General features: G+C 36.0%; 23 protein-coding genes and 1 tRNA gene. 10 read left to right on the top strand and 14 right to left on the bottom strand.

Going from position 1 to position 21,770, the window contains the following annotated elements; genetic code table 11:
• Positions 1-69: 69 nt before the first annotated feature.
• From ABXT69_RS08135 to ABXT69_RS08105, 7 genes are all read right to left on the bottom strand, one after another.
• Positions 70-1,032 (bottom strand): ribose-phosphate pyrophosphokinase, encoded by a 963-nt coding sequence (locus ABXT69_RS08135; RefSeq protein WP_416677856.1) that lies wholly within the window; start codon positions 1,030-1,032, stop codon positions 70-72.
• A gap of 85 nt (positions 1,033-1,117) precedes the next feature.
• Complete coding sequence (locus tag ABXT69_RS08130; RefSeq protein WP_416677855.1) at positions 1,118-1,597, bottom strand: glutathione peroxidase; 480 nt, start codon at positions 1,595-1,597, stop codon at positions 1,118-1,120.
• Positions 1,598-1,631: 34 nt separating this feature from the next.
• A tRNA-Gln gene (locus tag ABXT69_RS08125) sits at positions 1,632-1,706 on the bottom strand.
• Entirely contained in the window at positions 1,686-2,537 is an 852-nt protein-coding gene (ispE, locus tag ABXT69_RS08120; RefSeq protein ID WP_416677854.1) for a 4-(cytidine 5'-diphospho)-2-C-methyl-D-erythritol kinase, read from the bottom strand. The genes ABXT69_RS08125 and ispE overlap by 21 nt, the downstream gene beginning before the upstream one ends.
• Position 2,538: 1 nt before the next feature.
• Positions 2,539-3,081, bottom strand: a complete 543-nt coding sequence (orn, locus tag ABXT69_RS08115; RefSeq protein ID WP_416677852.1) for an oligoribonuclease — start codon at positions 3,079-3,081, stop codon at positions 2,539-2,541.
• Between the two features lie 7 nt (positions 3,082-3,088).
• Positions 3,089-4,105, bottom strand: coding sequence for an anthranilate phosphoribosyltransferase (gene trpD / locus ABXT69_RS08110; protein ID WP_416677850.1), 1,017 nt, complete (start codon positions 4,103-4,105; stop codon positions 3,089-3,091).
• Positions 4,106-4,107: 2 nt separating this feature from the next.
• Positions 4,108-5,358, bottom strand: coding sequence for an aminopeptidase P N-terminal domain-containing protein (locus ABXT69_RS08105; protein ID WP_416677849.1), 1,251 nt, complete (start codon positions 5,356-5,358; stop codon positions 4,108-4,110).
• Between the two features lie 47 nt (positions 5,359-5,405).
• On the opposite strand from ABXT69_RS08105, the gene ABXT69_RS08100 reads away from it, so the two are divergent.
• Complete coding sequence (locus ABXT69_RS08100) at positions 5,406-6,122, top strand: 16S rRNA (uracil(1498)-N(3))-methyltransferase (RefSeq protein ID WP_416677847.1); 717 nt, start codon at positions 5,406-5,408, stop codon at positions 6,120-6,122.
• 20 nt (positions 6,123-6,142) lie between these two features.
• On the opposite strand, the gene proC is transcribed toward ABXT69_RS08100, so the two are convergent.
• Entirely contained in the window at positions 6,143-6,973 is an 831-nt protein-coding gene (proC, locus tag ABXT69_RS08095; RefSeq protein WP_416677845.1) for a pyrroline-5-carboxylate reductase, read from the bottom strand.
• Between the two features lie 66 nt (positions 6,974-7,039).
• Here proC and ABXT69_RS08090 point away from each other — a divergent pair, with 66 nt between their 5' ends.
• Positions 7,040-7,708, top strand: a complete 669-nt coding sequence (locus ABXT69_RS08090) for a phosphoglycolate phosphatase (protein ID WP_416677844.1) — start codon at positions 7,040-7,042, stop codon at positions 7,706-7,708.
• Complete coding sequence (gene bioA / locus ABXT69_RS08085; RefSeq protein ID WP_416677843.1) at positions 7,708-8,943, top strand: adenosylmethionine--8-amino-7-oxononanoate transaminase; 1,236 nt, start codon at positions 7,708-7,710, stop codon at positions 8,941-8,943. The genes ABXT69_RS08090 and bioA overlap by 1 nt, the downstream gene beginning before the upstream one ends.
• A gap of 16 nt (positions 8,944-8,959) precedes the next feature.
• On the opposite strand, the gene priA is transcribed toward bioA, so the two are convergent.
• A complete protein-coding gene (gene priA / locus ABXT69_RS08080) occupies positions 8,960-10,924 on the bottom strand; it encodes a replication restart helicase PriA (RefSeq protein ID WP_416677841.1) in 1,965 nt (654 codons plus the stop codon).
• Positions 10,925-10,974: 50 nt separating this feature from the next.
• Here priA and ybeY point away from each other — a divergent pair, with 50 nt between their 5' ends.
• Positions 10,975-11,415: an rRNA maturation RNase YbeY gene (gene ybeY / locus ABXT69_RS08075; RefSeq protein WP_416651774.1), complete on the top strand. Its 441-nt coding sequence runs from the start codon at positions 10,975-10,977 to the stop codon at positions 11,413-11,415.
• 6 nt (positions 11,416-11,421) lie between these two features.
• On the opposite strand, the gene ABXT69_RS08070 is transcribed toward ybeY, so the two are convergent.
• A complete protein-coding gene (locus ABXT69_RS08070) occupies positions 11,422-12,279 on the bottom strand; it encodes a LysR substrate-binding domain-containing protein (RefSeq protein WP_416677839.1) in 858 nt (285 codons plus the stop codon).
• Between the two features lie 104 nt (positions 12,280-12,383).
• On the opposite strand from ABXT69_RS08070, the gene ABXT69_RS08065 reads away from it, so the two are divergent.
• Genes ABXT69_RS08065 through ABXT69_RS08055 form a run of 3 tightly spaced genes read left to right on the top strand, consistent with a single transcriptional unit; the run spans position 12,384 to position 14,758 of the window.
• A complete protein-coding gene (locus ABXT69_RS08065; RefSeq protein WP_416651770.1) occupies positions 12,384-12,803 on the top strand; it encodes a rubrerythrin family protein in 420 nt (139 codons plus the stop codon).
• 49 nt (positions 12,804-12,852) lie between these two features.
• Positions 12,853-14,157, top strand: coding sequence for a heterodisulfide reductase-related iron-sulfur binding cluster (locus ABXT69_RS08060; RefSeq protein ID WP_416677837.1), 1,305 nt, complete (start codon positions 12,853-12,855; stop codon positions 14,155-14,157).
• Positions 14,158-14,176: 19 nt separating this feature from the next.
• Entirely contained in the window at positions 14,177-14,758 is a 582-nt protein-coding gene (locus ABXT69_RS08055) for a DUF3501 family protein (RefSeq protein WP_416677836.1), read from the top strand.
• A gap of 15 nt (positions 14,759-14,773) precedes the next feature.
• On the opposite strand, the gene tilS is transcribed toward ABXT69_RS08055, so the two are convergent.
• Positions 14,774-15,943 (bottom strand): tRNA lysidine(34) synthetase TilS, encoded by a 1,170-nt coding sequence (gene tilS, locus ABXT69_RS08050; RefSeq protein WP_416677835.1) that lies wholly within the window; start codon positions 15,941-15,943, stop codon positions 14,774-14,776.
• A complete protein-coding gene (locus tag ABXT69_RS08045; protein ID WP_416651762.1) occupies positions 15,924-16,874 on the bottom strand; it encodes an acetyl-CoA carboxylase carboxyltransferase subunit alpha in 951 nt (316 codons plus the stop codon). Before ABXT69_RS08045 ends, tilS begins: the two co-directional genes overlap by 20 nt.
• 68 nt (positions 16,875-16,942) lie before the next feature.
• On the opposite strand from ABXT69_RS08045, the gene ABXT69_RS08040 reads away from it, so the two are divergent.
• Genes ABXT69_RS08040 through ABXT69_RS08030 form a run of 3 tightly spaced genes read left to right on the top strand, consistent with a single transcriptional unit; the run spans position 16,943 to position 19,083 of the window.
• Positions 16,943-17,551: a LysE family translocator gene (locus ABXT69_RS08040; RefSeq protein ID WP_416677834.1), complete on the top strand. Its 609-nt coding sequence runs from the start codon at positions 16,943-16,945 to the stop codon at positions 17,549-17,551.
• A 17-nt stretch (positions 17,552-17,568) separates the two neighbouring features.
• Positions 17,569-18,468 carry a DMT family transporter gene (locus ABXT69_RS08035; RefSeq protein ID WP_416677833.1) on the top strand — a complete coding sequence of 300 codons (900 nt, stop codon included), beginning with the start codon at positions 17,569-17,571 and terminating at the stop codon, positions 18,466-18,468.
• Between the two features lie 6 nt (positions 18,469-18,474).
• Complete coding sequence (locus ABXT69_RS08030) at positions 18,475-19,083, top strand: LysE family translocator (RefSeq protein ID WP_416677832.1); 609 nt, start codon at positions 18,475-18,477, stop codon at positions 19,081-19,083.
• Between the two features lie 7 nt (positions 19,084-19,090).
• Here ABXT69_RS08030 and ABXT69_RS08025 read toward each other — a convergent pair whose 3' ends face one another.
• Positions 19,091-19,285 (bottom strand): DUF1289 domain-containing protein, encoded by a 195-nt coding sequence (locus ABXT69_RS08025; protein WP_416651754.1) that lies wholly within the window; start codon positions 19,283-19,285, stop codon positions 19,091-19,093.
• Positions 19,286-19,347: 62 nt separating this feature from the next.
• Positions 19,348-21,765, bottom strand: a complete 2,418-nt coding sequence (locus tag ABXT69_RS08020; protein ID WP_416677831.1) for an FAD-dependent oxidoreductase — start codon at positions 21,763-21,765, stop codon at positions 19,348-19,350.
• Between the last annotated feature and the right edge of the window lie 5 nt (positions 21,766-21,770).

Here is a 21,770-nt window from a genome sequence, read left to right as displayed (position 1 = left end):
CAGAGAGGAAATTATACCTAAAAGAGTAGATTGTTTACACCATTAATTCAGCCCTGTAAAGGCCTAGGATTAATCTGAATCTGCAAAAATTGTACTGATGGATTGTTCATCACTAATTCTTCGAATAACGTCTGCAAGGGTAGTGGCAATTGACAATTGTCTAATTTTTTTGCATTTTTTTGCTTGATCCGTTAATGGAATTGTATTTGTAATAACCAATTCATCCAGTTTGGAGTTTAATATGTTTTCAGTAGCACCCCCAGAAAGAACTGCATGAGTTGCGTATGCAACAACTTTCTTTGCGCCCTTTTCTTTTAATATTTCAGCAGCTTGGCAGAGCGTTCCGGCGGTATCAACCATGTCATCAATCATAATGCAGGTACGTCCTTCTACATCACCAATTACATTCATGACTTTAACTAAGTTTGGCGCTGGCCTTCTCTTATCAATAATTGCAAGGTCTGCATCATTAATTCTTTTTGCTGCTGCTCTTGCTCTTGCTACTCCACCAACATCAGGAGATACTACGACTACATCTTGATAGTTATGATCCAAAATATCTTGGACAAGGACAGGTTGAGCATATATATTATCAATTGGAATATTGAAGAATCCTTGGATCTGATCTGCATGTAAGTCCATTGTCAATATGCGGTCAACACCTGACGTTTCTATCAATTGAGCGACAAGTTTTGCAGTTATTGGAACGCGAGTTAGTCTGGAGCGCCTATCTTGTCTAGAGTAGCCAAGATATGGAACTACAGCTGTAATTTTTCCCGCAGAAGAGCGCCTTAGAGCATCAACCATTATTAATAACTCCATTAAAGTTTCAGCCGATGAAGGGCCACAGGTTGGCTGAATAACGAACACATCACATCCACGCACATTATCAAGAATCTCAACTTGAGCTTCGCCATCACTAAATTGACCTACAAAGGCCTTGCTTTGTGAGATGTTGAGATTGGTAATAATTTCGGATGAGAGATCAGGGTTTGCGTTTCCACTAAAGATCTTTATTCTTTCTAGAGACATCCAATTAGACTTTTATTGATGTAGGATGCAATTATACAAACAAATTACGTGGGTAAGCACAATAGTTTTATAATTGAATCGAGATTTATAGTACTTCCTCTATTGATGCTGAAATATCTTCCGGCTCAACAGTTGAACTAAAACGCTTAAAGGGAATACCATCACGGTCAATTAGAAATTTACTGAAATTCCATTTGACGCTATCGTTTAGTTTTCCTTTTAACTCGCTTTTTAAATATTTGAACAGGGGATGAGCATTTTTACCGTTGACATCAACTTTTGTTGACATAAGAAACGTAACATCATAATTTAGGTTACAAAACTCTTTGATTTCTTCAGAAGTTCCAGGCTCTTGTTTGCCAAATTGATTGCAAGGAAAGCCAATTATTACTAAACCTCTTTCTTTGTACTTTTGGTAGAGTTTTTCGAGTCCAGAATAGTGATAGGTTAAACCACAGAAGCTTGCAGTATTTACAATTAAAATTGCTTTACCTTTAAATTGGCTCAAAGAGATTTCTTCCCCATCAAGCTGACTAAAGTTAAATTGATATGCATTTTCATTCATGATTCTTACCTTATGCTGGTTAATTTAAATAATATGGCTGGGGCGGATGGATTCGAACCATCGGTACACGGGATCAAAACCCGATGCCTTACCACTTGGCTACACCCCAATTATATAATGGTGATTTATCAATCGCTTTTGCGATAAAACCAGTCCATTTTGATGGCAATTTATTAATTGCTATCGATGCATCTTTTTCTTTTTCAAAGGCTACAAAAACACAACATCCACTTCCAGTCATTCTTGCAATTCCAATGTGGTTATCAGTCGAGTCTAGATGAGCTATAGCCTCCTCTATATCAGCTTCTAAATGAATTGCAGCATCTAAGCAGTCGTTATGAGGATTAGAGACCATTGAAAAGTCTGCTATTTTCCTTTGTACTGGAGACATTGTCAATGCTTTGTGTGTGAAAATTTCTTTCGTGGATATATGTTTACCAATTGTAACAATTAAATAAAAGTATTTTGGTAGACTTATTGGTGTAAGTATTTCACCTATACCCTCGCCCCAAGAGCTATGACCATTAATAAATACGGGAACATCTGCACCAAGATTTTGACCAATATCTACTAATTCTTCTTTAGGTAAATTAAGATTCCAAAGCTTATTAAGAGCAATTAAGACAGTCGCTGCATTTGAGCTGCCACCTCCTAAGCCACCTCCTATAGGTATTTTTTTTACTATAGCAATATCTGCCCCACCCTTTGTCCCTGTGATTTTTTTTAGGAGATTTGCGCTGCGTATTGTTAAGTCCTGATCTTTTGAAATATTTTCATTGCCACTAATTCGGCTAATTAATCCATCACTTCTATAATTAATATTTATCTCATCACAGTAATCTACCAGTTGAAAAATGGTCTGAATGTTATGATAACCATCAGACCTTTTTGCGGTTACATGCAAAAATAAATTAATTTTAGCGGGCGATAAGTAAGTCAATTTAAGCTTTAATGAAATGCTCTTTGTAGTGCTTTAATTCATCAATTGAGTCGTAAACATCTGATAATGCTAAATGCCTAGATTTTTTATATGTGGAAGAAATAATGCTTGGCTTCCAACGAACAGCTAATTCTTTTAATGTGGAGACGTCGATATGTCGATAGTGAAAAAACTTTTCTAGTTTTGGCATGTAGTTATACAAAAACCTTCTATCCTGACAAATCGAATTCCCACACATGGGAGATGCGCCTTGGTCGACATATTTAATAAGAAAATCTAGGGTTTGGGATTCTGCCTCAGCAGTGGAAACTTTGCTTTCTATTACTCTTTGGACAAGTCCAGATTGATTATGTTGATTTGTGTTCCAGTCGTCCATTCCATCAAGTAGATCGCTATTTTGATGAATAGCTAACGAAGGGCCCTCTTCTATTACATTTAGATTGGCATCGGTAACTACTGTTGCTATCTCAATAATGACATCACTTTCAGGAATTAATCCTGTCATTTCAAGGTCTATCCAGATAAGATTAGTTTTTTTATTCATAATTAATTTAATTATTACTAGCGAAAATATATTCTTCAAGTTTTTCTTTTGCACTTCCATCTGATAATACTTTGGAGGCTTTTTCAATCCCTGAGCTCAGTGTATCTTCGAGACCACTTACATAAATAGCAGCTCCAGCATTTAAAGCAATGATATTTTTTGCAGTACCATTATGCCCAGAAAATGCTTCATAAATTAGAGAGAGTGATTCATCAGCATTTTCTGCTCTAATATCATTAAGGTTACCTAGCTTTAAACCAAAGTCATCTGGATGAACACTATAGGTTGAGATTTCATCATTATATAATTCAGCTACAAAGGTTTTATCAGCTACAGAAAATTCATCAAGTCCATCTGCAGAATGAACTACCATAACATGTCGAGATTTAAGGCTTTTTAGGACGTTAGCGATTGGCTCAACTAGGTTCCTGTCATAAACTCCAATAACTTGATTAGGGGCTTTAGCTGGATTAGTCAAGGGGCCTAAAACATTAAATATAGTTCTGACTGCCAGTTCTTTTCGCGGACCAATTGCGTGTTTCATTGCACTATGATGTGCTGGCGCAAACATAAATCCAACGCCTATTTTTTCGATACATTCGCTAATGACTTCGGGGCTTAAGTTAAGATTTATTCCAGCTGCCTCCAGAACATCTGCACTTCCAGATTTTGATGAAATGGAACGATTACCATGCTTAGCAACCTTGCCACCTGCAGCTGCAACAACAAACGCAGAGGCAGTCGATATATTAAACAATCCTAGACCATCTCCACCCGTTCCGCAAGTATCTACAAGGTACTCAGTGCTACTTAATTCAACCGAAGTTGCCAGTGAGCGCATTACCTTTGCACTGGCAGTAATTTCTTCAATTGTTTCGCCTTTCATAGATAAGCCAATTAAAAAAGCACCAATCTGTGCATCCGTTGTTTGGCCAGTCATAATGCTATTCATGACATCAAGCATTTCACTTTCATTTAGATCTTTTTTTGAAATAACAGCTTTGATGGCTTGGTTTATATTCATGGTTAGTGTTGGCTCATTAGATATTCAATATCCTCTACATTTTTAATCGCTGCTTCAGATAGAACATGGTTTCCATCCATAGTAACTAGAACATCGTCTTCAATTCTGATTCCAATATTCCAGTATTTTGGATCAATTTTATCATCCTTGCGGATGTAGATTCCTGGCTCCACTGTTGTTACCATACCTACTTGAAATTTTCGAAAAGAATTGTCAATTTCTTTAGTTCCAACATCATGAACATCTAAACCTAACCAATGGCCTGTTCCATGCATATAGAATTCTCTTAAATTACTTATATTATCCATTATCCCTAGCTTCATAAGCCCCCTTGAAATAATTTCACATGCAATTTCATGAGGCTTATTTACATCTCCACCTGGAATAATTGAAGCAATAGCCTGAATCTGGGCATTTAAAACAATTTCGTATATTTCTTTTTGAGGGTTACTAAACTTCCCATTAACCGGAAAGGTTCTTGTAATATCAGATGCATATCCAAGAATTTCACAGCCAGCGTCTATGAGAAGAAGGTCACCATCATTTAATAATTTATTGTTTTCATTGTAATGAAGTATGCAAGCATTTTCTCCACCTGCAACAATTGGAGGGTAAGAATGTTCTGAGTTTTCGTTTTTGAATACGGAGTCAAATTCAGCAGCAATGTTGTACTCATAAAGTCCAGGCTGAGTTTTTACCATAGCCTTCATATGTGCTTTTGAAGCAAGATCTGCTGCGGTTTGCATATTTTTTACTTCAGAAGCATCTTTAATAATCCTCATTTCCGACAAATATGGGTTTAAAGGTTGAATACTGCTACTAAAAATTGAAACAATAGTTTTATTAAGAATATTAGTACTTGCTCTATTTTTCCAGCCATCAGAAGTTGGCTGATCAAAATATAAAGATGATTCTTTATTTATGAGTTTCTTAATTTCATCTGTAAAAGTATTAATATCATAAGCATAGTCGACTAATAAAGTTTCAGGTGCGAGATCAACTCCAAGTCTCACTCCATTCCAGATTTCCTGAGTTTTATCTTTGGGCCTTAAAAAAATGCTGTAATTATTTTTAGAGAAAACTGCGATTGCATCAGGCTCTATAAAACCAGTAAGATACCAAAAACTGCTGTCTGGTCGAAAGGGGTAGTTGACATCACTATTTCTTTTTTGTTCACTATTTGTAGATACAATTACTACTGCATCATCTCCTAGTATGCTTAACAACTCTTCTCTTCTTTTTTTATGTATCATTTTGTTAGGTGCATTAATTCATTGATAAATAACCCAAGAAAGATACCATGAAAAAGATACGACTTTATCAAAATACTGCTCTATCTCTGGGCAATAGTATTGAGTTAAGTAAAGATAATAGCCATCATCTTAACAAAGTTTTGCGTTTTCCAGATGGTAAAAATATCACTATATTTAATGGCGATGGTTTTGATTACGACGCAAAAGTTCAAAGGTTAAAAAAAATAACCAGCATTAGTATTGTTTCAAAGTTAAAAAATGATTCTGAGTCTAAGCTAAATTTAACGCTAGCACAGGGAATTGCTAAAGGCGAAAAAATGGATTTTTTAATCCAAAAAGCCATAGAATTAGGTGTATCAAGTATTATCCCAATGCAGCTTGAGCGTTGTGTAGTTAGATTAAAAGGTGACCGAGCTCAAAAAAAAATCGAGCATTGGCAAAAGATAGCAAACCATGCGTGTGAGCAATCAGGTCGAGCCGTAATTGTCAATATCTGCCAACCTACTTTACTCAGTGATTTGCTTGAAAATCAAAATCATAATGGCTTTGTTCTGCATCATCGTGCAAATATAAGTCTTGCTCAAATGCCTGAGTACTCAAGTGCAACAATTCTCATTGGACCAGAGGGGGGATTAACGGATCAAGAAGTGGCTGATTCAAAAAACGCTGGATTTAAGCCACTCTTATTAGGTAAACGAGTTTTAAGGACCGAAACTGCATCACTAGTTGCTATAGCCAATATGCAGCTTTTATGGGGTAGCTGAAAATATTTTTAATTTTCTTTTTACTCAACATCACCTAGGTCATTACTAAGTTCCCGGGCTCGGTCATAAGCAGCCCTAGTAGCTGCTGCAACTATTCCCTCAAAGTTTTGATCTTGAAAGCTTTCAATAGCTGCTTGGGTTGTTCCATTGGGGGAAGTAACTTCTTTCCTAAGTGTCTTTGAATCTTTACCACTTTTAGTTGCCATTAGGCTTGCACCTAAACTCGTTTGAATACTTAAAGAGTTTGCAGTTTTTTCATCTAAACCAAGAGCAGTTGCTGCTTGAGTAATTGACTGCATCAATAGAAAAAAATAAGCCGGCCCACTTCCAGATATGGCAGTAATTGCATCTATTAATTTCTCATCATCTACCCAGAAACATTGGCCCACAGACGATAAGATTGAAGTTACTAATTCTTTTTGTTGATTGCTGACTAAATCATTTGCAAAAAGACCTGTAACGCCACTTTGAAATAGTGCAGGTGTATTAGGCATTGTTCTTACGAGGGCAAAATTACCCCCTAACCAACGATTAATATCATTACCTCGAATTCCGGCTACAATAGAGACAAAAAGGTGGTTTGGTTTAACTTTATTTTTTAATTGAAGGCAAACTATCGAGAGTACTTGAGGCTTTACTGCAAAAACAACAATATCACTATTATCTAGTAAAGAGTTATTATCAGAATATGTTGTAATTTTAAGTTCAGATTGACGATTGATAAGAAGCTCATCATTAGAGTCGCTTACATTTATATTTTTAGCATCAAAGCCATTACTGAGGAGCCCTTTAATCAGTGCATACGCCATATTTCCAGCTCCAATAAATCCAATGACTGTTTTGTTTTCCATATAAAATATATTAGTTATAAATGCTTAACTCAATTCTACCAAACTTGCAATAAATAAAGAACATTAATGAAAAAATTTCAGCCAAAATTAATATTGATTGATGTTGATGGAACTCTAGTTGATAGTGTCCCTGACCTTGCCTACTGTGTTGATGAGATGATGATTCAGCTTGGTATGCCAACAAGAGGAGAGTCAAGAGTTAGACATTGGGTTGGAAATGGTGTTCCTAGATTAGTAGAGCGAGCTTTGACTGGAGATTTGGATCTCAAGCCAAGTCGAGAAGTATTCGACACCGCGTATCCAATTTTTTTAGAACTGTATGCTGAAAATTCAGCAATAAGGTCAAGCTTATATGATGGGGTTAAAGAGGGATTAGATTATTTACAATCTAAGAATTATCTTTTAGGCTGCGTTACTAATAAAGCAGAGCAGTTTACGCACCCATTACTAAAATCATTAAATATCTATGATTACTTTAAGATAGTCATTTCTGGTGATACTCTGAAAAAGAAAAAACCAGACCCTTTGCCGCTTATTCATGGCGCTAGTTTTTTTAATATAGATCCAAAAGAATGCCTTATGTTGGGAGACTCTGTAAGTGATGTAAAGGCTGCTAGAGCAGCTGGATTTGATATAATTTGTATGTCATATGGCTACAATCATGGTAATAATATATTAGATGAAAACCCTGATCTTGTAATCGACTCTATGACGCAGTTAAGAGAGTGCCTTTAATGAGTATTGATGATAATCATATTTGGCATCCTTACGCTACGATACCAAATAAGGTGCCTACTTATCTTGTTGATACTGCAGATGGGGTTTATTTAAACTTTAAAAATGGAACTCGTGTTATTGATGGAATGAGTAGCTGGTGGTCAATGATTCATGGTTACAATAATCCTTTCATAAATAGGGCAATGAAGGCGCAGATTGATGCTGTATCGCACGTAATGTTTGGAGGGCTTACTCACCAACCTGCTATTGACTTATGTGAAAAACTCATAAAAATAACTCCTCAAGGGCTTGATAAAGTTTTTTTTGCTGACTCTGGCTCTGTTTCTGTAGAAGTTTCTCTTAAGATGGCTTTGCAGTATTGGCAAAATAAAGGAAAAAAAGAAAAGTCACATTTTGTAACCCCTAGAGGTGGTTACCATGGAGATACTTTTGGAGCGATGAGTGTGTGTGACCCAAATAATGGCATGCACCATTTGTTTAGTGGTGTACTTCCAAAACATTACTTTGTAACTCAGCCCAAGTCAGGGAAAAGTGCTGAAGCTCTTCTAGATTTAGAGTCAAGACTTAAAGAAAGTCATAATAATATTGCAGCAATTATTCTTGAGCCTATTGTTCAAGGGGCTGGTGGAATGAATATTTATGATGCTGATTATCTCAAAGGCGTTAGGTCTTTATGTGATGATTATGAGGTCTTATTGATTGTAGATGAAATAGCGACAGGTTTTGGCCGAACAGGAGAACTCTTTGGTTGCAATCATGCAAATATTTCTCCTGATATTCTTTGTATAGGTAAGGCTTTAACGGGTGGTTATATGACTATGGCAGCCGCAATAACTTCCGAAAAAGTCTCTACTACAGTTGGAGTATTAATGCATGGGCCTACTTTTATGGCAAATCCTTTATCCTGTTCAGCGGCGAATGCTAGTATTGATTTACTTCTTAGTAGCAACTGGAAAAAAAGAATCTCAGAGATTCAAGACATTCTTTCATCTCAATTACTAGCTTTAAAGAAACATAAATCTATATTTGACGTTAGAGTCATTGGGGCAATAGGCGTTGTAGAGTTTAAAGAGCCTCTTGATATGAAGAGAACCCAAGAGCAGTTAATTGACTGTGGAATTTGGCTTAGACCTTATGGCAAACTACTCTACACGATGCCACCTTTTATAATAACTGATCAAGAGTTACTTCAAATTACTGATGCAATGAAAGATGTGGCTGAAAGCCTTTAGGAAAAAGTTATATTGACTATTCAATTGGATCAATATCAATAAACCAGCGAACTGATGAGCTCACCTTGATTGTCTCAATATGCTTATAAAAGGTTTTAATTAACCTATGAAGCTGAACTCTATCTTTAGATTGTAAATATAAATTGAAATAGTAATAATTTGACTTCTTCTCAATAACCCCAGGTACAGGTCCCCAAATTTCGATTGATTCTATATCAATATTATTAATTAATTGAGCCACTTCAGTTAAAAATTTTTCAGCTTCATTTTTATTTTTAGAATTTGCGCAAATTAGTGCTTGATGAGCATATGGAGGGAGTTGTGCCTCCTCTCGCTCTAGTAACAAGGTTTTTGCGTACTCAATATATTGTGAATCTCTTACAAACTTAAAAATAGGATGATGGGGGTAGCGAGTTTGAATATTAACTTCTCCTCTATATTCTCCTCTTCCACACCTTCCTGAAACTTGAATAAGTAATTGTGCTAATTGCTCTGTCGCTCGATAGTCTAGCGACATGAGGCCAACATCTACATCTAAAATACCAACAAATGCTAAATTAGAGAAGTCATGTCCTTTTGCTAACATTTGAGTGCCAACAATAATGCAAGGCTTCCCAGAGTTTATTTTTTCTAAATGCAACGTAAATGCTTTTTTCTTTCTTGTTGTGTCTCTATCAATTCTAATTACATCAGAATTGGGAAAATATGACTCAAGATTTTCTTCCAACCTTTCTGTTCCATAACCTAGTATTTTCAGGCTTTGACTATTGCAAGAGGGGCAAGAGGATTCTGGTGACTTTTCGAGACCACAATGATGACATTTAAGTCGATTAATATTGCGATGGTAGACAAGCTTTGAGTCACAATTGGTACATTCAGATTGCCAGTCGCATTCAGTGCAATAGTAAACTGGCGCATAGCCCCGACGATTAATAAAGAGCATGACCTGTTTATCGTCTTCTAAGTATTTTTTTATTTTAGAAACTAGAGGTATTGATAGGGCTTCTGAAGGCTGGCTCCTCATATCAATTAAGTTAACAATTGGCATAATTGCTTCACCAGGGCGAGTGGTCAAAGTAAGTCGCGTCAGTTTTTTGTCAGCAACATTTTTTAAGGTCTCAAGCGAGGGTGTTGCAGTTCCTAAAATCAGAGGAATATTTTCAAATTTGGCGCGCATAAAGCTTAGATCTCGAGCAGAATAGCGGAAGCTCGATTGCTGTTTAAAGGAGCCATCATGCTCCTCATCCACGATAACTAATCCAAGTTTAGGGATTGGAGTAAAGATAGCAGAGCGAGTGCCTAAGATAACTTTTGCTTCTCCATTTTTAGCCAATAGATAGGCATCTTGTTTTTGGGTTTCATTAAGTTGTGAGTGAACAGCAACAACTCTTTCATTTATTCTTTCTTCAAAGCGCGCGATCATTTGAGGTGTTAATCCAATTTCAGGGACTAGAACAAGAACTTGCTTCCCATCCTTTATAAGTTTTTCAGTAAGATTGAGATAAACCTCAGTTTTTCCGCTTCCTGTGACTCCTTGAAGTAGGAATCCATGGAAGCTATTTTCATATTTAAGAACTTCATTAACTGCATTTTGTTGTTCAGATGTTGGTTTGAAGGATCTCGGTGTGACTGCATTATTTATTTCAGTTGGTTTCTTAATAATTGCAGGCTTTCCAAGTCTCAGGTTTTTTGGAAGGGCATTAGCAAGAACTTCACCAACTGGATGATGGTAGTAGTTGGCTGACCAGAATAAAAAATCAAGAATTTCTTTGGATAATAATGCTTCAGTATCAATTACTTCTTCGATAGCCCGAAGTTTACCAAACTCACTTTTATCTTTTAGAGAAAGTACAATTCCTATAACTTTTTTTGGACCAAATGGAACTTTAACTCTGACTCCTACGCTTACTTCTTGATTACAAATGTAATCAAATGTATTGTGTAAGGGCACTGGAATGGCAACTTCTATGATTTGACTCAAAGTAAAATGTTTTAGGGATAAAATAAGTATTTTAGCAATATAAATTAGCCATGGTAGTTATTCAAAACATCATTAACGATATAAATATAGATGAAGACAAGCTTGGGTTAGTTTGCCAAAAATTTATGAGTGAAGCAGGGATTAAAGAAAGTGAATTGCTCATTCGCATAGTTTCACCTGTTGAGATTCAAGTTCTTAATAAAGAGTACCGAGCTAAAAACCAAGTAACTAATGTGCTATCTTTTCAAAGCGATATTCCTGAGGAAATTGGAGAACCAATATTAGGTGATGTTGTTATTTGTGCTGATGTGGTAAGAGAAGAGGCGCTAGTTGGAGATAAAACGTTTTCAGATCATTTGACTCATATGGCGATACATGGAATTCTTCACTTGGTAGGGCATGACCATACAGATCTTGAATCTGCTAATAAAATGGAGTCTATTGAAATTGATTTTTTAAAGACTCTGGGGATTAGTAACCCTTACCATTAGGCAAAACTAAGAATTGATTAAAAGCCCTGCGAGTTTTTTGATGCCTTCTTCTTGCTGATTATTTTTTCTATAGATAACTCCAATATCTCGTTTTGCCTTGGTTGAATTCATGTCAATGGATATATTGGGATAATGCTTAAGTATGCCAAAATCGATTGCCATTTTGGGTAGAAAACTCACGCCAATATCTGTATCGACCATAGCAACAAGTGTTGGAATACTGGTACAAGAAAAGCCAGAAATATGTTGATTTGAAATTTTATTATTTTGCAATATATGTGACCTCAAGCAGTGACCCTGTTCGAGCATTAGCAGTGACCCATTATCAATTACTTTAGATTTGCGTTTTTTATGTTGAATAAAATAAATTGGGTCAGAAAAGACTTGAAAGCTTTCAATAAAGTTGGGCAATTCATATGGAAAAGCAAATATGGCAAAGTCAATCTTAGCTTGCTCTAGTTGCATAAGTAAATTTTCACTTGTATCTTCCTTAAAAGAAACCTTAAGTTTTGGATAAAGCTTGCTTAAGTTCGATAAGAAATTTGGCAGAATATAGGTAGAAATCGTAGGTATTACTCCAATGGTAACTTCAGAATCAAAAAAATCTAACTTTGCAGTACTTAATAAGACATTAATCTCAGCCATCACTAATAGAGCTTGTTTTACAACTCGACTCCCAGTTGCTGTAAAGTGAACGTTTTTATTGTCTCTCTCAACAAGCAGAACTCCTAAGTCGCTTTCAAGTTTTGATATTCCTGCGCTGAATGTCGAAGCGCTAACAAAGCAATCATTTGCAGCTTTGGAAAAGTGATTAGTTTTTTTTAGTGCAACTAAATACTGTAAGTTTTTTAGTGAAGGTGTCATTTTTTATATTCGTTTTTTACGGATATTATATACACATTTATTCAATTTATTTATATATAAAGTACTGGTATGATGATGGCTCGTTTAACCAATCGGAGGAAGTTATGTCATTAAGCGGAAGTAAAACAGAACAAAGTTTAAAGGATGCATTTGCTGGAGAGTCTCAGGCAAATAGACGCTACTTATATTTTGCAAACCAATGTGATGTTCTTGGTGAGCCAGATATGGCTGCGTTATTTAGATCAACTGCTGAAGGTGAAACTGGCCATGCTCATGGTCATATGGAGCATCTCATTGAAGGTGGTGTTGGTGATCCAGGGACAGATATGCCTGCTAAAGAAGTAAAAGAGATGCTTGAAAGTGCTGTTCATGGAGAAACTCATGAATACACTGATATGTATCCAGGTATGGCCAAAACAGCAAGAGATGAGGGTTTTGATGAAATTGCTGAATGGTTTGAAACTTTAGCTAAAGCTGAACGTTCTCATGCAAATCGTTACCAAAAAGCACTAGATAGCTTATAAAAACTTCGTTGCCATAGGCTTAGCTTATGGCAACAAATCCTAGGTATATATGTCTAAATTTAAAGAAGGTAATTTAGAGGCACCAACTCGCCACCCTCTAAATTGGAAAGATGAAGATTTTTATAATGAAGATTCTCTCAATACAGAATTAGAAAGAGTATTTGATATCTGTCATGGTTGTAGACGTTGTGTGAGCCTTTGCAAGTCTTTTCCAACACTCTTTGACTTGATTGATGAGTCTCAAACATTTGAGGTTGATGGCGTTGATAAAGCAGACTATAAGAAAGTGGTTGACCAATGCTATTTATGTGATTTATGTTTCGTGGCAAAATGCCCTTATGTTCCGCCGCATGACTTCAATGTTGATTTCCCACATCTAATGCTTCGCGCAAAAGCAATTCAATTTAAAAAAGGCGAAACAAAACTATCTCATAAGATCTTAACCTCACCACAAAAAGTAGGTTCTGTTGCATCTATGCCAGTAATCTCGCCAATTGTTAATTGGTCTAATAGCAACAAAACAATGAGAAAGGTAACCGAAAAAGTTTTAGGTGTTCACGTTAATGCTGTTGTTCCAAAATACCATACCAAAAAACTTTCCAAAATTTTTGTAGAAGATAATTCTACAAGTAAATTCAAGGTAGCAATTTTTGGTACTTGTTATGGTGAATATAATGATCCTCAAACTGTAATTGATTTAGTCGATGTCCTAAGGCATAACGGTGTAGAAGTAAAACTCATTAAAAAAACTCAGTGTTGTGGTATGCCCAAGATGGAACTTGGCGATCTTGAAGCTGTGGTTAAGTATGCGAATGAAAATATAACACCACTTATAAAGTTAGTTAATGATGGTTATAAATTAATTGCGCCAATACCTTCATGTGTCTTAATGTTTAAAAATGAATTGCCAATGATAATTTCTGAAAATGAAGATATTATGGCAATATCTAAAGCATTTTATGACCCCTTCGAATATCTATCATTTTTAAAAGAAAGTAATCAGTTTGATGGTAATTTTAAGCCAATTGATAAAGAAGTACTTTATCAAATTGCTTGTCATCAAAGAGTGCAAAACATTGGCTCACATACTAAAAGAATTCTGGGCTTAATTCCAGATTTAGATTTAAATATTGCGGAAAGATGTTCTGGACATGATGGTACATATGGAGTCAGAAAAGATACGCATACTTACTCTGTACAAATTGGAATGCCAGTTGCAAAAAAAATAACTGACACAACCGATTTGGTCGTTAGTGACTGCGTTATGGCTGGCAACCATGTTGCGCATATTGCTACGCAAGATATAGAATCCATTCATCCAATTAGTTTGGTGAAAATGGCTTATGGTTTATAATAAAAATGAGGTTAATTAAATGCTAACAAGACAAGACTTATTCTCTCTTGAAGAATACGCAGAAAAACGTTCAGCTATTCGTTCAGATACTATTCAAATAAAAAAGCTCAGAGAGGTTAATCTTGGAGAGCATGTAAGGATGTTGTTTGAAAACAAGAAAACAGTCCAGTTTCAGATCCAAGAGATGCTTCGTATAGAGAAAATTTTTGAGGCTGACGGTATTCAAGAAGAGCTCGATGTATATAACTCACTGGTACCTGAAGGCTCAAACTTGAAGGCTACTATGATGATTGAATATACTAATGTTGAGGAGCGAACGGTTGCATTATCTAAATTAATTGGCGTTGAAAGAAGCATCTATTTTCAAGTTGGAAATCATGACAAAGTATTTGCTATATGTAATGAGGATATGGATAGAGAGACAGAGGTTAAGACCTCAGCTGTTCACTTCATGCGTTTTGAATTTGATCCAGGCATGGTTAAAGAGTTTAGCTCAGGAGTGCCAGTCAAGGTTGGCGTTTCCCACCCCCATTATGATTATGAAATTATTTTGAATTCGGAATCACAAGACGCCTTAAGTCAGGATTTTAACAATAATTAGTTTGGTTAATAGTATTTAAGCTTCAGTAATTTCACCAAGCGTTTCCATGGCTCGTAAAGAGCCATCTACATAATACATTCTTAATTTATCTCTTTCCCATGGAGGAATGTTTGATTCCTGGAGTACTTTTTTAAGGGACTGTGAATGACCTTTTCCTTTAACTTTTATTCGATGACCTTCTAAACGAAAACGGATTTCAAAATTAGGAAGGTTTTTTAATGATTCGTAATAGGGGCATGGTAAGTTTGAAGACTCAATATGCTCATCAAAAAAATACAACTCACCATTGTATCGCCTAACTTCATAGTGGTGCCATCTTAAGATTACATTAGCATCAGTTTTTGCACTCAATGAAGAGATAAGCTCATTTAGAACTTTATTAGAAGGCAATAGAAAGCCTAGATTGGCAATATAATAACGAAGCACGTTAACTATTCTTCGTTTTGGCAGTTGAATTAATGAGCTAACTTGAATTTTATTATTGACCAGTAATTCAAAATTTTTAATATCAAGTTCAGCCAAGTCTTGCATCAGCCTTAATGCTTCTGCCTGATGCGCTGCACTCCTTGAAACATTCTTAATAAGTCCATTAAATGCGCTTGATAGTTTTGGTAGAAATTCAATTCTTAATAGGTTTCTTTTAAAATTAGTATCTAGGTTGCTATCATCCTCTATCCATTTGAGATGGTTTTTTGAAGCATAGTCTACGATTTTTTGTTTTGAAATACTCAGAAATGGACGATAAAGTTCTGAGTCACCGATACTTTTTATTTTTGGCATTGAGGCAAGGCCAGCAACTCCACTTCCTCTAAACAATTGAAGTAAAAAAGTTTCCGCCTGGTCCTCTTGGTGATGAGCGGTACAAAGAATCTCACCCACTCTTAATTCAGATTTTAATGAAAGATAGCGTTTTTTACGTGCATTTTCTTCGATATTTGAAGAATTTTTAATATTTATACTTATATATTTAAACTCGATTTTGGCTGAATTACATATTCTTTCACAAAAAGCGCACCATTCGTCGCTGTATTTAGAAAGGTTGTGGTTTATATGAACAGCTCGAACGTTACCAGGATAATGTTTATTTAAAAAGTGGAGAAGAACAACTGAGTCAATACCACCACTCAAGGCAACGACAATTTTCTTGCCAGTTAAGTATCCGTCTTTATTCGCTAAATCTTCCAAAGCCTAGTAGTTTTTCATGTCTATTTTCAATAAGTTTATCAATAGGCAAGTCAATTAGATTAGTTAGCTCTTTAATCAGGGCTTTTTTGAGAAATACAGAAGCCTTTTCAGGGTCTCTATGAATTCCACCAAGAGGTTCAGGTATTACTTTTTCAATTAATTTATGTTTTTTTAAATGCTTACTTGTTAGTTTAAGTGACTCTGCGGCAATTGGTGCTTTAGAGGCGTCTTTATAAAGTATTGAGGCACAACCTTCTGGAGAGATAACAGAATAAATGCTGTATTCAAACATCATCATAGTATCACAAAGACCAATTGCAAGCGCACCGCCTGAGCCACCTTCACCGATCACCACAGATAAGATTGGTGTTTTTAAGGTAGACATTTCGAATAAGTTTCTAGCAATCGCTTCACTTTGTCCCCGCTCTTCAGCACCAATTCCAGGATAAGCTCCAGGGGTGTCTATAAAAGTAATTACTGGAAGTGAGAACTTTTCAGCCATCTTCATTAGTCTAAGGGCTTTGCGATAACCTTCAGGCCTTGTCATGCCGAAGTTATGAAAAATCTTTTCTTTTGTTGAGCGGCCTTTTTGCTGCCCAATAAACATAAATGTGAGGTCATCAATTTTTGCAATTCCACCAATTAATGAATGATCATTTGCATAAGCTCGATCTCCACAAAGCTCAGTGAACTCATCAAAGATTTTGTCAATATAGTCCAAAGTGTAAAGCCTTTGAGGATGCCTTGCTAGCTGAGACACTTGCCAATCAGTTAGTGATGAAAAAATTTTCTTTGTTAACAGTTCACTTTTTGCTTTAAGTGACTCCATTTCTTTAGCAATATCAGCATCATCTTTAATGCTCTCTAGGGCATCAATTTTTTCTTCAAGTTCAGCTATTGGTTGTTCAAAATCAAGATAGTTTAAGTTCATTTAATACGCTTAATGGTCGTTCAAAATTTAATGATAATTATAGCAGATGCAATGTTTATAATCTTGCAATGGATTTACTTACCCTGCTTTCTCTAACGTTTGCTACATTTGTTTATGCAATTTCTCCAGGGCCTGGCCTATTTGCAGTGCTCGCAATTTCTACAAGATATGGCCCTATTCCTGCTATGTGGCTTTCAATTGGACATACTGTTGGTGATATCATTTATGTCGCACTTGCAATGCTAGCACTCAATGTCATAGCAGGCCTAATTAGTGATAGCATGCTGTACGTTAAAATTTTAGGTTCTTCATATTTGATATATATTGGCTATCAGCAGTATAGGTCAAGAGGTATTAGCTTCGAACAAACAAGTAAAAAAAGTTCAACACTAAAGCTTTTAGTAGCAGGATTAATTGTTGGGGTTACTAACCCTAAGACTATTATTTTTTATTTATCTTTTCTACCAATCTTTATAGATTTAAATAATTTGACAGTTGCAACTGAAATTAAAGTAGTTACAGTTATTGGTATTACAGTATTCTTCGTACTCACTCTAGCAAACATCCTAGGGCTTCGATTAAGAAAACATATTGAAAATCCAGCGATTATCAAACGCGTGAATGAGGTTACCGGTATTACGATGATTTTGGTTGGCTGTTTTGTAGGCCTCTACTAATATGACTTGGGAAAATAATGTTTCAATCTGAAAAAAATATGACATTTATTATGATTCTTGTTCCATTTGTGTGGGCATTGTCAGGTATCTCAGCAAAATATCTTTCCTTTTATATCGGTGCAGATGAGATTGTCGTCTACAGGTTCTTTTTATCTGTTCTTTCAACTATCCCACTTTTGATATGGATGAAAATACCTATCAAAATTAGTTTGTTTAATCTTGTTTTATCACTCGTTATTGCAATCTTTATGATTAGTAACTATCGGTTTTATTTTATGGGAATGCAACGGGGCGCTGCGGGCTTAGGGGCTGCATTAGTTACTGTTTTGATTCCAATATTTGTCTATATCTTTATGATTTTTTCAAAGAAATCTAAGCCACTTATTAAGGACTGGGCCGCATTACTGGTGGGCACAATTGGTGTTCTTTTGATGATGAATTTTGATCAATCTAACTTGGCACTATTAATCAGTGGAGGCAATCTCTATTTTGTTTTGGCAGCTTTGGCTTATGCAGCTGTAACTATTGTTGGGGCCTATATGAAAAATATGCATGTATTGGCTTTTAACTTTTATATAAGCCTATTTGGTTTTATGATCGATTGGGTTTATTCTTATGATACAAGTCTTCTCGTAACTTTAATGGATATGGATTATATTTTCTGGATTAACATTCTTTTTGTTTCAGTTGTAGCTGGTACTGCTATTACCGCAGTTTACTATACTGGAATAAGGGTTATAGGGTCTAAAAAAACCTCGGTGTTTAGTTTACTGTCACCATTTTTTGCAATTGCTTTTGGGGCAATTTTTTTTCAAGAAGAACTAAACTTAAAAAATATTATAGGAATTATTTTGGCTGTATCTGCCTTATTTGTTTTAATTGATTTGAAGCTGAAAGCTTTCTTGCCGTCTAGGTAGCGGATTATGGAAATAAATACTTTTTTAGTCCTTGGTTTTACTCTTTTTGTTTTTGCAGTAACCCCTGGTCCCGGAACTCTGGCGCTTCTTTCTATTTCTACTTCGAGAGGGCTAGTCTCAGCAATATTTTTTTCAGTTGGAATGACGCTTGGTGATTTGTCATATTTAACCATTGTTATTTTTTCTTTAAATGCTCTAGCCGATTTGATTACACCTGTTACAAACGCGGTCCAATATTTTGGAGCCTGTTATTTATTTTATTTGGGCTATTCTCAATGGACGGCTGGAAAATTCAGTATGAATAATGAAGTTTCAGCCCAATCCCATTTGAAAGAATTACTGACTGGTTTCCTCTTGGCTGGAACTAATCCAAAGGTAATGATTTTCTATTTATCAGTCCTTCCTTCTCTGATTGATCTTAATCAAGTAAGTTTAACTTATGGATTGAAAATCGTAGCCACTGTTGCCATTTCACTGTTGCTTGGTTTGGTATTTATTGGTGTTCTAGGAAAAAAATTAAGGCAACTAATAAGTAGTCAAAAAATTGCCTTGAGGGTGAATAGGATTTTTGGAGGAATAATGATTGGTGTTGGTTTTAGCCTTTTTTATTTCTAACTATTTTTTACTCAGGAGTTGCGCTAATATCACGAGTCAATAAATCCTTCATAATTGCAGTGCGCATTTCATCTGTAAAGTCAAACCAATCAAATATTTCATTCATGTGACGATTGCAGCCAACACAAAAATTATTTTCATTGTATTTACAAATACTCACGCATGGACTTTTAATCTGCCTTAGTTTGTTTTGCTCACTCATGCTCATTGGTTGGCTTGTTGTTTCATCAGTAATTTCAAAGGCATTTTAATCGAGTTATGAATTTATGAACGAAGTTTTTCATTGCTGTCATCATAGGCTGCACTGATTGAGACATGACAACTGCGACTGCCTAGAGAGGTTTCAACACTAAGCTTAACTCCCTCTTCACAGAGGTTTGGCTCTAAATAAGCAAAGGCGACACTATGGCCTACTCTAAATCCATAAGCGCCACTAGTTATAATTCCACTAAGTTTATCGCCATTAAAAACTGCTTCATTTCCAAAACACTCGGCTGGAATATCATCATCAAATATGAGGTAAGCTAACTTGGTCTTAATCCCACCAATCTTTCTTTGGCGTATATTTTCACAGCCAATGAATTCACGACTTAGGTCAAGAAATCGATCCATGCCAGCTTCTAAGGCTGAAATTTCTTCAGTGAATTCTGCGCCATATGCTCTGTACATTTTTTCTAAGCGCATGCTATTAAAGGCCTGCCCGCCAAAATCTTTTAATCCATAGAAATCACCCATTTCCATTAAAGATTCATAAATAGAAATGACTTGCCAGCTTGGCATATGAAGTTCCCACCCTAATTCACCAGCATAGGAAACTCTCATTGCAAAGACATTTGCAGAATCAATCTTAATTGTTTTACAGCTTAGCCAAGAAAATCCAGTGTTGCTGAGATCTTCTTGAGTACATTGACCTAAAATATTTCTTGCTTCAGGACCAGTCAAGAGAAGCCCACCCCATTCCTCAGTTAAATTTTCTATTGTGATATCAAAGTCATCTGAGTGCCACTCCAGCCATTGGTAGTCTTTAACTTCAGAACCTATAGCGCCCATTAGAAGAAACTCGTCTTTATTAATACGGCTCACTGTTTGCTCTGCCCTTATTCCACCCTTTGGTGCATGAAAAAGGGTTAATCCAATTCTGCCATCTTTTGAAGGTAATTTATTGCAGGATAAATTATCTAAAAATTTAAAAGCATCCTTGCCGGTAATTCGAAATTTTGCAGTTCCACTAATATCAGTTATTCCGCAAGCATTTTGAACAGCACTACACTCTTGTAATACTGCTTCATGAGCTTCACTATGGGCCCACGTTAAAGTTTCATTTCTTATTTCATCAGTTGTGAACCAAGAAGGCTTTTCATAGCCAGTATTGACAGTATGTATGGCTCCCTTTTGACTCAATAAAGTGTGCAAAGCGCTTACTCTTATAGGCCGTCCATGAGGTCGATTTTCATTTGGAGAGGCGAATGAATACATTCTTTCATACGACTCAATAGCACGCGTAGTGCAGTATGTTTTATCAGCCCATTTGTCAAAGCGACGACTATCAAGCGAAGCCATATTGAGTTCAGTCTGACCATGAACCATCCACTGAGCTAGGTATTTACCAATACCGCCCTGTGCAATTCCAATACTTGCGCCACAAAGATTCCAAAAATTTTTCAACCCTTTTGCAGGGCCAACAAGTAAATTATCATCAGGAGTGTGGGTTATTAATCCATTAATTACTGTGCTAATTCCAACTTCTTTAAATAATGGAAAAATATCCATGCATCGTTCTAACCAAGGCATTAATCTTTCAAGATCACCCTCAAAGAGTTCCCTATCAAATGACCAATCTACACCATCAAGTGCCCATGGTTTAGAACCTCTTGTTTCGTAAGGACCAATTAAAAAACCACTTCCTTCTTGCCTAATATAGGAAGCTGCAATAGAGTCTCGAGTTACGGGCAATTCCTTAGAGAGAGCTGCAATATCAGGATGGTTATCAGTAATTAAATACTGATGCTGTAAGTTAACCAGCGGCACATAAGAGCCAACCATGGCTCCAACCTGTGGTGAGAAGCAACCACCAGCATTAACTACATGTTGAGCAATAATTTTTCCTAACTCAGTAACAACTTCATACTCACCGCTTGGAAGGATATTGATATCAATCACTCGATTAAAGTTACTAACTTCAGCGCCTGCTTTTTTCCCAAGTTGTGCTAATTGAGTGACTACCGTTGTCGGATCTACATGGCCATCATTGGGTGTATATAAAATACTTCTGGCTTTATCAAAATTCATTAATGGATTGATGATTGAGGCCTCTTCTTTCGAAACAAAATGCATTTCACAGCCAATATGATTTGCCTTACTCAAAATATTATTAAACCACTGCTCTTCAACCTTGTCATATCCAACCCTTAGTGAGCCAGTTTTATGAAATGATGAATCTAACCCAGTTTTTTTAGGAAGAATTTCATCATAAAGTTTTATTGTGTACTCATGAATGCTCGATAGAGTATGGTTGCCATTAAAGTTTGGGCAAAGACCTGCAGCATGCCAAGTCGAGCCACTTGTGAGTTCGCCTTTTTCTATTAGGATAACATCAGTCCAGCCTTCTTGAGTAAGATGATACATAAGGTTAACCCCAAGAGACCCACCACCAATTATTACTACTTGAGCATGTGATTTCATATTTA

The organism is Candidatus Pseudothioglobus sp. Uisw_016 (assembly GCF_048087635.1).
Taxonomy (GTDB): domain Bacteria; phylum Pseudomonadota; class Gammaproteobacteria; order PS1; family Pseudothioglobaceae; genus Pseudothioglobus.
This window is presented reverse-complemented; position numbering and strand designations above follow the sequence as displayed.